Annotated in this window: 9 protein-coding genes; all 9 read left to right on the forward strand. The window is 41.1% G+C overall.

Features of this window, described 5'->3' with window-relative positions:
• The first annotated feature begins 78 nt into the window (after positions 1-78).
• Complete coding sequence (locus tag BLR06_RS14550) at positions 79-1,752, forward strand: glycosyltransferase WbsX family protein (protein ID WP_092074324.1); 1,674 nt, start codon at positions 79-81, stop codon at positions 1,750-1,752.
• A gap of 49 nt (positions 1,753-1,801) precedes the next feature.
• The gene (locus BLR06_RS14555; RefSeq protein ID WP_173812957.1) at positions 1,802-3,181 is read left to right on the forward strand and encodes a class I SAM-dependent methyltransferase; all 1,380 of its coding nucleotides are present in this window, start codon (positions 1,802-1,804) and stop codon (positions 3,179-3,181) included.
• A 59-nt stretch (positions 3,182-3,240) separates the two neighbouring features.
• A complete protein-coding gene (locus BLR06_RS14560; protein ID WP_139164503.1) occupies positions 3,241-4,869 on the forward strand; it encodes a glycoside hydrolase family 99-like domain-containing protein in 1,629 nt (542 codons plus the stop codon).
• Positions 4,870-5,031: 162 nt separating this feature from the next.
• On the forward strand, positions 5,032-6,543 hold the full coding sequence (locus BLR06_RS14565; protein ID WP_092074327.1) for a glycosyltransferase family 2 protein: 1,512 nt from the start codon (positions 5,032-5,034) through the stop codon (positions 6,541-6,543).
• 27 nt (positions 6,544-6,570) lie between these two features.
• Positions 6,571-7,791: a glycosyltransferase gene (locus BLR06_RS14570; RefSeq protein WP_092074328.1), complete on the forward strand. Its 1,221-nt coding sequence runs from the start codon at positions 6,571-6,573 to the stop codon at positions 7,789-7,791.
• Between the two features lie 211 nt (positions 7,792-8,002).
• Positions 8,003-10,012 (forward strand): UDP-2,4-diacetamido-2,4,6-trideoxy-beta-L-altropyranose hydrolase, encoded by a 2,010-nt coding sequence (gene pseG, locus BLR06_RS14575; RefSeq protein WP_092074329.1) that lies wholly within the window; start codon positions 8,003-8,005, stop codon positions 10,010-10,012.
• Complete coding sequence (locus BLR06_RS14580) at positions 10,009-10,707, forward strand: HAD family hydrolase (RefSeq protein ID WP_092074330.1); 699 nt, start codon at positions 10,009-10,011, stop codon at positions 10,705-10,707. The genes pseG and BLR06_RS14580 overlap by 4 nt, the downstream gene beginning before the upstream one ends.
• Entirely contained in the window at positions 10,695-11,744 is a 1,050-nt protein-coding gene (pseI, locus tag BLR06_RS14585) for a pseudaminic acid synthase (protein WP_092074331.1), read from the forward strand. Before BLR06_RS14580 ends, pseI begins: the two co-directional genes overlap by 13 nt.
• A 165-nt stretch (positions 11,745-11,909) precedes the next feature.
• Positions 11,910-13,463, forward strand: a complete 1,554-nt coding sequence (gene fliD, locus BLR06_RS14590) for a flagellar filament capping protein FliD (RefSeq protein ID WP_092074332.1) — start codon at positions 11,910-11,912, stop codon at positions 13,461-13,463.
• Positions 13,464-13,468 lie beyond the last annotated feature (5 nt).

Consider the following 13,468-nt stretch of genomic DNA (forward strand, 5'->3'; position numbering starts at 1 on the left):
AAAAGGAATTTCAAAGTATTTTGTAGTGGGTTTCAGTTATTTAAGAATTTTTTATTTTAAAGACAATGGGGATTTTAAATGAATAACAATCAAGAAACTAAATGTAATCCGTTGCAAGAGGTAAAATCTAATCTTTGTAAAATCTTAAAAAGCTATATTAATCAAGGTGACTTAGATAAATATAATATGGGGATTTATATTTTTGGCACAGGGCAAGGCGGACAAGCTGCCTTAGAATATTTAAAATTGACTGAGTGGCATTATAAATACAATATAAGAGGTTTTTTTGATAACAATATTGCACAACAGGGTGAAGAAATAGCAGGGTTACCTATTTATGTTCCTAATAAAGAATTAATTACCGATAATGACGTTATTATTATTGCATCATTTACTCACTATGAGGAAATGGAGCTACAATTGCTGGAGATGGGGGTAGCTAAAGAAAATATTATTTTACCAGGTAATTGGCTAAAAACCTTGTTGCCTGAGAATAATTTTAACTCAACGCTGCAATATCGTTATGTTGAGAATGAACCGCAAAAAAACAAATTTTATATTGAATATGTTAGAAATATATTTTCAAATGCAATTTCTAAATCCTCGGAGTTTGTCGAATATGACAACAACCTGAACATTAGTTTGACTGAACAGGATGTGAAGCTAATCGCTTTTTATCTTCCGCAATTTCATTCAATCCCGGAGAATGATCTTTGGTGGGGAAAAGGCTTTACTGAATGGACGAATGTTACGAAAGCAGTTCCGCAGTATATGGGACATTATCAGCCGCAACTTCCCATCGATCTAGGTTTTTATGATCTTCGAAATATTGAGGTAATGAAACGGCAAATTGAACTTGCCCGAAAATATGGTATTTTCGGCTTTTGTTTTTATCATTACTGGTTTGCAGGAAAAAGGTTACTGGAAATGCCAGTCAATAAGTTATTAAATCATTTAGAATTAGATATACCCTTTTGTCTTTGTTGGGCTAATGAAAACTGGAATCGTCGTTGGGATGCGAAGGAGAATGAGCTGCTAATAGCACAGAATCACTCTCCAGAAGATGACGTGGCCTTCATTGAGGATATAAGCAGACATTTTAGCGATACAAGATATATTCGAATACAGGGGAAACCGCTGCTTATCATTTATCGTCCCCTGCTATTTCCTGATATTACAGCAACAGTTGAACGATGGCGTACTTATTGTATTCGGGCGGGGATCGGTGATTTGTTTATTATTGGTGTAAAAAATTATGGGTTTAACAATCCGCGGAAATACGGCCTTGATGCGGCAGTGGAGTTTCCACCTCACGATTTTTGCCGACATAATATAAGCAATGACATTTTGTTAATGAATCCTCAATTTAAAGGATTAATCTATGATTATCAAAAAGATATAGATAAAAGGTTGGAAATCATTAAACGTAGAATGCTTGTAGAGAAGAACCAAAATGATGATATAACATTTAGAACCGTTATGCCAGGGTGGGATAACACCGCAAGAAGACCTAACAATTCTCTTATTTACCATGGTTCCAGTCCTGAGAAATACCAGAAATGGTTGGAAAACATTATTTTATTAAGTAAAAGTCAAGCATCGATTGATACGCAAATGGTCTTTATAAATGCCTGGAATGAATGGGCAGAAGGTGCTCATTTGGAACCTGATCGTAAATACGGGTATGCATATCTTCAAGCGACTGCCAACGCGCTTATTCGTACAAGGGAGGAAAAGTTTCTCAGCTTATAACACTTATATTGATTTAGTTCCTGTACTGCAACTGAAGGAGAGGGAAAGCGTGGGCGTATTAAGAAAGGCAATAAATTTTCAGCATCTACTTGATCGCTTAACAGGTCAGGAGAAAATAGGTATTTATATTTTTGGTACAGGTTATGGCGGGAATTTAGTATTAGAAAATTTAAAATTATATACTTCGTATGATCTATATGAACTAAAGGGCTTCTTGGATAATGATTCGAAGAAAAATGGCATTATGCTTAAGGACCTTCCTGTAACAACGCCAAGTAGTGATATAATTGATGCGAACGATTATATTTTCATTGCCTCTGATAAATACGCTGATGAAATGAAAAATCAGTTGTTAAGCTTGGGGGTTAACGAAGCTAATATTGTTCATTCTGATCAATATTTAGAAGAATTATTGCCACAGAATGCTTTTAAATATGACCTTGAAATGCAAATGAATGGAGAAAGTTCACATTCATTAATACTTAGGCAAATTAAGCCTAAGTCGGTAGTTTTAGAAATCGGCACCGCTACCGGTTACATGACGAAGTATTTAAAAGAAACATTGCAATGCTCCGTTACTGGGATTGAAGTAGATCAACTATCAGCAGCTAAAGCTGCCGTATACGCTGACAAAATGATTGTTACAGATCTAAATAATTTTGAATGGGTTGGTAAGCTATCTAATAATAAATTTGACTATATTATTTTGGCAGATGTTTTAGAGCATTTGCAGAACCCTTATGAAGTCCTTCAGCGAACAGTAGGTTTTTTGAAAGAAAATGGGAAAATAGTAGCCTCTATTCCTAATATCGCCCATAATGCAATATTGATGGATCTTATGCAAGATAAATTTAAATATCATTCATTTGGATTGCTTGATGATTCGCATATTTTCTTCTTTACAGAAAATACAATTCGCCATTTGTTTCATAGTAGTGGCTTAGAAATATGCCAGTGGGAAAAGATAATTGTGTCCCCCAAAAATACTGAATTTAAACAAAACTATGATAGATTCCCATATGCAGTAAAAGAATATTTGCAACAAAGAGCTACTGGGGAAATATATCAATTTATTGTTTGTGGTAGAAAAGTAGCTGATTTACTTAAAAATAAGCGAGTGGTGTTTTTTGGATCGGGTTTGTCAAACCAACTATTACTGCAATGTTTCCCTGTTAAAGTAGATTACTTTGTGGAAGACAATCCTAAAAGATGGAACAGTATAGTCAACGGGTTACCTGTATATAACTCTTCTGTTTTGTTAAAAGAAAATACAAAAGATCTGATTATAATTGTAGCAAGTCAGTTTTATACCGCATTTTCAAAGCGGTTAGAAACAATGGGATTTGAAGAAAGACATCATTTTTATAGTAGTGAGTTGTTTGATAGTTTTTTGGATATGAAGTTACATTTTAATAGAGCAATTAAGTGAATATAAGTCGAATGGTGATTGGAAAACTGTAGTTAATATAGTGATAAGTTGGTGATTTGGTGGACAATGTCAATTCTAATGTAGCCGCACTAAGTAAATTAGAAGAAATAGTACAATTAGCATTAGACAATTTAAATGTACCTAATGCTAATTGTACTAACAAATTAGGAATATATATATTTAGTACGGGACAGGGTGGACAAGCTACTTGTCGATATTTGCTTACGAATTATGTTTCCAATAATCATAAGTATTATATCAGAGGTTTTTTGGATAACAATCCAAGAAAAAGAGTTTCCACTGTGACAGGATTTACAGTCTTTTCGCCGCATAACGCAATTATTGATGGTGATGATATCATCATTATTGCCTCGTTAAATTATTGTTATGATATGAAAAAACAATTGTTGGAAAGAGGGATAAAAGCAGAGCAGATTATTTTACCGGGGAATTGGCTGACCAGAATTTTAGCAATAAACAAACAGCTGCCCTCATTAAAGTATCCTGTAAATAAACTTGATAGTGAAAAAATATATGAAACTTATATAATGAATCTCATTAGGAGTGCTAGTGAGAAATCGAAAGATTTTATTGATGATGATCCATACTTAAAGGTTGATTTAACTGAACAAGATGTAAAGTTGATCGCTTTTTATCTTCCTCAATTTCATTCTATACCGGAAAATGATTCTTGGTGGGAGAAAGGTTTCACAGAATGGACCAATGTAACAAAAACGGTGCCTCAATATAATGGTCACTATCAGCCACATTTTCCCACTGATTTAGGCTTTTATGACCTTCGTAATATTGGGATAATGAAAAGACAAGTTGAAATGGCAAAGCAGTATGGGATATACGGATTCTGTTTCTATCATTATTGGTTTGCCGGCCAGCGATTATTAGAAACACCGGTGAATAATTTTTTAAAGCATAAAGAATTGGTATACCCATTTTGCCTTTGCTGGGCTAATGAAAATTGGACTCGGCGTTGGGATGGTTTGGAAAACGAGATATTAATTTCTCAAAACCATTCCGAAGAAGATGATTTAGCTTTTATTGAAGATGCTGCTAGGTATTTTAAGTCTAAGAGATATATTAAAATTCAAGGCAGACCGTTATTTATAGTATATCGGCCATTGCTATTTCCAGATCCTGAAAAAACTATAAAAATTTGGAAAGAATATTGTCGTCAAATGGATATAGGTGATTTGTTTGTGGCAGGTATTAAGGGCTTTGGCCTTGAGCAAAATGATATTTATGGCCTAGATGCTTTAATCGAATTTCCACCTTTTGGGTTTTATTCTCAAGATATTACGGATAGCGTTATGTTAATGAATTCAAATTTTTCAGGTGCTATATATGACTATAATTTCTGCATAAACAAAGATTATTTGCATAAAGAAAAAGGCTTAATTTTCAGGGGAGTTATGCCTGGCTGGGATAATACGGCTCGACGTCCCGATGCTGCAACTATTTTCCATGATTCCTGCCCGGAAAAGTATCAAAATTGGTTGGAAAATGCGATTCGTTTCACAAAAGACAAATTACCCAATGAACAACAATTTATTTTTGTTAATGCTTGGAATGAGTGGGCGGAAGGTGCTCATTTGGAGCCAGATCGAAAATATGGTTACGGAAATCTTCACGCTACGGCCAAGGCATTAATTAAAAGTCGTACTAGGGAGTAGTTTCAACGTCAAGCAAGCCAGAGCATAACGGAAGTCAATTTTTAAAAAGCCGAAAAGTAAAGACCGATTTACATCGGGTAGCCAGTTTGCGATTAGATTTAAGTTCAAGGCTGATTCTCACGGAACCATATACCATTTCCTAGTTACAGAAAGGAATTACAGATGGAAAATAGGGTTTATGTTATATTTGGTGCAGGAAAAGCAGGACAACATCTTGCCAGGATTTTTCCTGGAAAAGTATCTTATATAGTTGATAATGACCCTGAAAAATGGGGTGCTTTCTTTAATGGGATTGCTATTGATAAGCCGGACAGGTTATTATATGAAGACAAGGAAAATTTGAGAATATTCATTGCAAGTATGTATTTTGGCCCAATTAGCGATCAATTAAATTGTATGGGATTCAAGAATAAAAAGCATTATTTTAATATAATACCTTATTATGCAATTTTAAAGGAACTTACATTTTTAAGTATGATTGATGCTGGAGTAGAAGATATTTCTGAAAAAGGGCGAAAGTCAATTCGCCTTATCGATCGTCTAGGTTTAATATCTGAAATTCAGGAAGAGGTGCTTTATAGGCAAGTTGAGGATAGAGTTTTAGGTTTACTTGATCCTGAGGCACCGGAGCATTGGGTGCATAGCCTACAGTATTGGTTTGAGCAATTGTTTAAAGTAAAGATCCGTTGGCTTTCACTTGATGTTTTAAATGAGAATAACCTAAAATATAATGCCTGGAAATATAAAAAGACCGGTTATTCTAGATTAATGTATTTGGGAAATTCTTCAGACAGGGTAATGGATTTTATTAAGTATTTCGATTGTTTTTATGCAATTAACACTTTAGAATTAAATGATAAAAAAAATTGGATTGACTATATGTATGAAATTGCGAATAAGTTGGGATTGGCTTACAAAAAGATAAGTGTTATCGTCCCCAATTATAATTATGAGCAATATCTTTCTAAACGTCTGCGAAGTATTGTAAATCAATATTATCCTGTTTATGAAATTATTTTTCTTGACGATGCATCGAGTGATGATAGCGTGATGATTGCAAGGGAGCTTCTTTGTGAATATGTAGGTCTTACACAAATCATTATAAGTGACCGAAACTCTGGATCCGTATTCAAGCAATGGAAAAAGGGGATAGAAGCTGCTCGCGGCGATTATATTTGGATTGCTGAAGCGGATGATTATGCTTCGCCCATTATGTTGAGGAAACTGATGTTAGCTTTTTCAGCAGATAAAAAGGTTGTTTTAAGTTTCTGCGATTCACTATTGGTGGATGAAAACGAAGAATGGCAAGGGTTTTGTTCAGATACGCATATTGGGGATAATCCATATAGTGGTTTAATACAAGAAGGTATCTATAATGGAAAAATATTTGTGCAGGAATATTTGTCAACATCTAATTTAATCCAGAATGTTTCGGCAGTAGTAATGAAAAAAGAGAGTTTGGGCCAAGAAATTCTAGATAATCTTGAGACATTCAAACAATGTGGTGACTTATATTGCTATATCCGCTTGTTAGAGGAAGGGAATGTAGCCTTTACTATAACACCAATGAATTTTTTCCGCAGGCAGTCCAGGGCATTGACGATGACTTCAGGCAGAGAAGAACGACAACGGGAGATGGATATCATTACGGAAACTATAAGGAATATAACTTAAGGTGTTCCTTTGAACTGGAGCATATAAATGGATAAACAAAAAAATAAAGTAGTAAATGGAATAAATACAGGTATGCTTTCTTCTGCTGTTGTCCCCATCCATAATGCGGTTTCCTATATTTGCGAAACTCTTGACAGTTTATTGCGGCAAGAAGAAGCGCTTGACGAAATTATTGTTGTTGATGATGCAAGTACGGATGGTACTTGTCAAATTGTCGAACAGATAGCATCACGTGATTCCAGGGTGAAATTACATCGATTTTCTTCAAAGCAGGGGGTTTCCGCAGCAAGAAACTATGGTGTCCAAATAGCAAAAAACGATTGGATTTTATTCATGGATGGGGATGATGTTGCTTCCTTGCAATTACTGTCAGAGCAATTGAATCGTGTGAAGCAACTTGAAAATACGGGTTTTGAAAAGGTGATTTTGATTCATAGTGCCTACCAGCAAATTGATCAGGACGGAAAGAAAATAGGTGGGGTTTTTCGTTGGAAACAGGTTTTACCTCACGAGCTATTTGGCTACTTTATCTTGCGAAATCACATTATTACTGTCTCTGGGGCTTTGGTGCGCAGGGATGCTTTATTGGAAGTTGGCGGGTTTAATCCCCATCTTCATTTTGCCGAGGATTGGGATTTATGGTTGCGTTTGTCACTGCGAGGAGCTTTTGGGTATGTGGATACACCATTAGTCTTAGTACGCCGACATCAGTGTAATACCTCAAAAACGATAACTGTTATGAGGGGCGGCGAACTAGCTGTATTAAAGCAATATAGGTATTCAGAAATTGAGAAAGCAATTTTTCGGCGGAATTTGAGTTGGGAAATCAATGCAGTTAATTACGCAGGGATATTGTTGCAGCTGGATAAATGCGATATTGGATTACCTTTTATAGAGCAAGCCCTTTGCCGTAATCCGTTGTTAATGGCCGGACATTTTTTACTGGGTTTATATAATGTAAAGCAGAAGAGCTGGGAAAAAGCGAAAGCAAATTTTGCTCAAGTACTAGAAATAGATGGGGATCATGGTGCTGCCTGTAATAATTTGGGGGTGCTGTTGGCGGTTAGTGGAGAAATGAAGGAAGCATTACATTATTTCCACAGAGCAGCGACTCTTTATCCGGGATATTTGGATGCTGTTCAAAATATGAAACTTATTCTCGGCAAGGAGATTAGGAACCTAAGTTATGAGCAATTTCATATGACATGGCGCGAGTTGCGGCCAGTATTGCTTCGCTATGAAGAGTAAATTGAGCTTAGGTTGTATGGCGGCGGTAAGTTTATTTTGATATTTTTAGTAAAATGCTATTACGTGATAGCACATATTTCAACATCTCTTTATTTTAGGGTTCCTGTTTAGAAGGTGAGACTAATTTCGCGGAAAGTATGTTGAGGTGTGAACGTACTTAAATGGAAATATTGATATGAATATATTGTAATTCTACAAGCAGGTGATACCTATGCAAATTGCAATACGCACCGATTCCTCCGTCCAAATTGGCACAGGTCATATGATGCGTTGCTTGACTTTGGCCGAAAGTTTGCGGGCTGCCGGAAATAAAATTGTTTTTATCTGCCGCAATTTGCCGGGAAACGTTGCTGGGTTGGCAAAACTGCGAGGATTTCCGGTTTTTTTGCTGGAAATTGCCGATACAAATCCCCCCTTTTTCTCAGATGCTATAGTGACAAAGCAGGTATTGAACAGCATGCCAGTACCGGTAGACTGGCTGATTGCCGACCATTACCGGCTGGATGCGTGTTGGGAAAGCACAATACGGCCGTGTGTGGGAAAAGTGATGGTTATCGATGATTTAGCGAACAGAAGGCATACGTGTGATTTGCTTTTGGATGCAAATTATGGGCAGGCTTTAGACCGGTATAGTAACTTAACCTCATCAGCGACAAAACTGCTGCTGGGTCCCGAGTATGCATTGTTGCGGGAGGAATTCTCACTTGTTGCCGGCAGAATACGCACTGCCGAAGAAGTCAGGCGGGTCCAGATATTTTTCGGCGGCAGCGATCCTACAAATGAGACTGGAAAGATCTTAAAGGCGTTGGCAGGCTGGGAGGATCGCCGGTTTCGCGTTGAAGTAATTGTTGGAGCGGCGAATCCTAATAAAGAAGAGATCCGCCGGTTGTGCTTATCGCTGCCAGAGGTAGAGCTTTTCTGCCAGGTGTCAAATATGGCTGAACGCATGAACCTGGCTGATCTGGCAATCGGGGCGGGTGGCACTGCATTGTGGGAGCGCTGTTATTTAGGATTGCCGTCAATTGTGATTAGCGTTGCCGATAACCAGGTGGAAGCTTCGCGTGCTTTGGAGCGGGCAGGAGCCATCTGCTATTTAGGAAAGCACTCTGAAGTTGACTGCCGGATGATTAGGGCGTCAATCAAGCAGTTTATTGCTGTTCCTAGGTTATTGGCTGAAATGTCGCACAAGGCACGGGTGATTGTGCCACATAACGGGACAGAGAAAGTGGTGGACATATTAATGCAAATGGGATGTGCGGGAAAGCAAGGCAACATTCTGGTTTCCAGTGCCGCAAGAAAAATTCCCTTATTACAGGCAGTCAGGCAGGCAATGGACAAGCTCTGCGGCAATGGCAAGGTAATTGCCGCAGACTGTGACGCGAAATGTTCGGCAAAGTATTTCGCTGATGATTTCTGGCAGATGCCGCTGCTTTCTGCGATTACGAATCAAAAGCTGCTTGCTGGTTTACAGTGCCGTGATGTGCGCTATATCATTCCCACTCGTGACGGAGAATTACTTTTCTGGAGTGAGCGTAAGGCATGGCTGCACAGTCATGGGATCGCAGTCATGGCGGCAGGAGTGGAGCCCACAGCGGGTTCACTGGATAAGTTGGCATTTTACGAGCATTGCCGGGCGTTGGATATTCCTGCGATTGAAACCAGGCTGAAGCCGGACGGTTTGAATGCAGACTGGTATGTGGTTAAAGAGCGGTACGGAGCTGGATCGCGCCAACTGGGGCTAAAGTTATCGCAGCGGGAGGCTGAGGTATGGGCTAGGAAAATGGAACAGCCTGTTTTTCAGCCTTTCGTCAGTGGAAAGGAATACAGTGTTGACGCCTATGTCGATCAATCCGGCAGGGTAAAAGGTGCGGTCTGCCGGACAAGGGATGTTGTGGTAAATGGCGAATCTCAGGTAACCACAACAGTCAATGATGCGGTTTTGGGAAAAAAATGCACTGAGTATATTGAACAGCTAGGCTTGTACGGGCATGTTGTTTTACAGGTGCTTGTTGATGGGACGAATAAAATTGTCGTGATAGAATGCAACGCCCGTTTTGGCGGCGCATCAACCTTGAGCATTGCCGCAGGACTGGATAGTTTGTACTGGTTTTTGTTAGAGAGCCGCGGAGAAGATTTGCGGCAATATCCGTTTAAGTGTAGGGAAAAGGAATTAAGACAAGTCCGTTATCCGCAGGATTTGGTTATGGAAGTGGATGAATGAAAACTATATTGGCATTTGATTTAGATGATACGCTTTATGATGAGCTGACTTATGTAGATAGCGGCTTTGCAGCAGTTGCCAGGTTTTTGGAACAGGAGAAGCTGGCTGGTTTTGCGGAAACCTATGCTTTTATGCAAACCCGGCTGGCCGGGGGCCGGGGCCGGATTTTTGATGATTTATTATTGCATTTTGGCAGTTACTCACGGCGGAATGTGCGACGCTGTTTAACGGCTTACCGGTTGCATAAACCGGCCATTCAGTTATACCCGGAAGCGGTTGCCTGTCTGGCCCGGTTTAAGGCCTACCCATTGTATATTGTGACAGACGGCAATAAAGTGGTGCAATATAATAAAATAATAGCGCTCGGTTTGCCGGCGTTGGTTGACAGGTACTTGATTACGCACCGGTTTGGCGTTCATCATGCCAAACCATCGCCTTATTGTTTTACGCGAATTTGTGCATGGGAGAAGGTTGAACCGGCACAGGTGGTTTATGTTGCCGACAATCCCCGCAAAGATTTTATAGGAATTAAGCCGCTGGGCTTTCGCACTATCCGGGTATTGACAGGGCAGCACCGTTCTGTTGAAATTCCGGAAGAATATCAGGCCGAGCAGCAAATTGTTTCTTTAAATGCGTTGGATGATGCTTTAGCCAGTTTATTTCGAAGGAGGGAGCCGCACTTATGCAAGCGGTGAAGATTGGTGGTTTTTTTGTAGGCTCCAGATATCGTCCGTTCATTGCCGCTGAAATGTCCGGCAATCACAATCATTCTCTGGAGCGGGCTTTAGCTATTGTAGACGCCGCAGCCGCAGCCGGGGTGCAGGCGGTGAAATTGCAGACCTATACGGCCGACACTATGACTCTCAACTGCCGGGACGGGGCCTTCATGGTGGAAGACCCGCAAAGCTTATGGAGCGGCAGGTCATTATACGATCTTTACAGTCAAGCCTATACGCCTTGGGGCTGGCATAAGCCAATTTTCGACCGTTGCCGGGAACATGGTATAGTAGGCTTCAGCAGTCCTTTTGATGAGACTGCCGTGGATTTTTTAGAGGAACTGGCTGTACCCTGTTATAAGATTGCTTCATTTGAAGTTACTGATCTGCCGCTCATCCGTAGGGTCGCTTTGACAGGTAAACCGCTGATTCTATCAACTGGTATGGCCACTCTGGCTGAGATTGATGAGGCTGTCAGAACAGCCAGGAGTGCCGGCAATGACCAATTGGTTTTATTAAAGTGCACCAGCACTTATCCGTCCAGTCCGGTCAATTCGGATTTATTGACCATTCCCCATCTGCGGGCAAGCTTTGATTGTGTCACCGGTCTGTCCGATCATTCCCTGGGAATTGGTGTGGCCGTAGCGGCGGTGCCCTTGGGAGCGTCGTTTATTGAGAAGCACTTTACACTTGCCAGAGCCGACGGCGGGGTTGATTCGGCATTTTCACTGGAACCAGCCGAATTGAAGCAGCTGGCTGAGGAGGCCGAACGGGCGCATCAGGCGCTGGGGCGTATTCATTATGGCCCGTCGGCCGCGGAGGCGCAGTCGTTGATGCATCGCCGGTCATTGTATATAGCTCAGGATATCAAAGCCGGAGAGGCGTTAACTCCGGAAAACCTTCGTATTATCCGCCCTGGTCTGGGCCTGCCGCCCAAGTATTGGGATGTAGTGTTGGGGAAGCCGGTAGTTTGCGACCTGAAGCAAGGCACTCCCCTGCGTTGGAAGCATGTATAGCATCAGCTATAAATATTTTGTGAAATTTATTTAAAACAGCCAAACCGGCTTAAGGTTTGGCTGTTTTTTGTCGATAAAATATAAGAGAATATGTTAAAATGTGTGAAAAACCGCCGGCAGCTGTCATAATTACCGGCAAATTGATAGAATGGGAGTGGATTTACGATGGCAATACGGACCTACGGCTTAAGCGGCTCAGGCATGGATGTTGACCAGCTTGTCAAAGATATGATGAAAGCGCAGCGAACCAGATATGAGAAGGTTCAGCAGCAAAAAACGCAGGCCGAATGGAAAAAGAAGGATTATAATACCATTTATACGTTGGTTGACGATTTCCGCAATAATACGTTGAACACTTTCCGCCTGCAGTCGACGCTTTCGCCCAAGCAGGTGACCTCCTCTAATGATGCGGTGGTTACTGCCGTTGCCAATGGCGAGGCTTCGAATATTGAGCATTCTTTTGTGGTTAAACAGCTGGCCGATGGTGTTAAGCTGACCAGCAGCGGTAATATTACTACCGGATCTTCCAAGAATACGTTAAAAGAGCAGTTCGGGCTGGGCGATGACGTGACCAGTCTGGAGTTCAAGATTAACGGTAAAACGATCTCCGTCAATCCGCAGACAGCCAGCATCAATGATGTTGTGCAAAAAATCAACAATGCCGGCGCTGGTGTAAAAGCAAGCTATGATGCCACGCTGGACCGGTTCTTTCTAAATACCACTTCTACAGGAACCTTGGCTAAGATTGACTTTACCGGCACCGATGGTGATTCGGACGGCTGGGCCTTTTTGCGCGATTCTTTAAAGCTGGTTACCGATGAGGACCTCACTACCGCCAGAACCGGCCAAAATGCCGAATTTACGCTGGACGGGGTAGACCTGACGCAAGCCTCCAATACCTTTACCGTTTCCGGGGTGACTTACACCCTTAAGGGTGTAAGTGCCAAGACGGCTGAGGATACTTATACCGCCACATCTGTCGCAGTCAAGCAGGATAATGAGAAAGCGATCGCTACCCTCAAATCGTTTGTTGATGATTATAATGCGCTGATCGACGTGATCAATACCGAGCTGAACGAGGAACGCTACCGGGACTTTACGCCGCTGACCGATGAGCAAAAGGCCGAGATGAAGGATACGGAAATAACCGCCTGGGAAGCTAAGGCCAAGAGCGGGATGCTCAAACGGGACTCTATTTTGTCCTCCCTGCTGAGCGGGCTGAGACTGAATTTTGTTAACCCGGTTCAGGGTATTACCGGCAAATATACCAGCGCCAGCAGTCTGGGCATTAATACCGGCAGTTATGTCAGTGAGGACGGCGTCATTACCAGCGCTGTCAGCAATGGCGGCAAGATTAAGATTGATGAGGATGACCTGAAAGAAGCCCTGGAAGCAGACCCCGATATTGTCTATAAGATTTTTGGCACACTTGGCGGCGATACCAATGAGTCCAAAGGCGTGGCCAACCGTATTTACGCCCAGCTGGATAAAGTATTGACGCAGCTGCAGACAGAAGCCGGCAAGCCCAATATTACGGATACCAGCAGCAATCTTGCGAAGAGCCTGACCAATTATAATAAGCGTCTTACTTCCCTGAACAGCCAGCTGGAAATGATAGAGGCCCGTTATTATAAACAGTTTAATGCCATGGAAACAGCCATTAGTAACATGAATCAGCAAAGTGCGTGGCTCAGCCAGCAATTGGGCAATAATTCCTAGGGAGT

This window comes from Dendrosporobacter quercicolus (assembly GCF_900104455.1).
GTDB lineage: Bacteria > Bacillota > Negativicutes > DSM-1736 > Dendrosporobacteraceae > Dendrosporobacter > Dendrosporobacter quercicolus.

Bases quoted from the DNA above. Each gene is read 5' to 3' on its own strand.
- BLR06_RS14550 (WP_092074324.1), top strand. From the start codon at position 79: ATGAATAACAATCAAGAAACTAAATGTAATCCGTTGCAAGAGGTAAAA.
- BLR06_RS14565 (WP_092074327.1), top strand. From the start codon at position 5,032: ATGGAAAATAGGGTTTATGTTATATTTGGTGCAGGAAAAGCAGGACAA.
- BLR06_RS14570 (WP_092074328.1), top strand. From the start codon at position 6,571: ATGGATAAACAAAAAAATAAAGTAGTAAATGGAATAAATACAGGTATG.
- pseG (WP_092074329.1), top strand. From the start codon at position 8,003: ATGCAAATTGCAATACGCACCGATTCCTCCGTCCAAATTGGCACAGGT.
- BLR06_RS14580 (WP_092074330.1), top strand. From the start codon at position 10,009: ATGAAAACTATATTGGCATTTGATTTAGATGATACGCTTTATGATGAG.
- pseI (WP_092074331.1), top strand. From the start codon at position 10,695: ATGCAAGCGGTGAAGATTGGTGGTTTTTTTGTAGGCTCCAGATATCGT.
- fliD (WP_092074332.1), top strand. From the start codon at position 11,910: ATGGCAATACGGACCTACGGCTTAAGCGGCTCAGGCATGGATGTTGAC.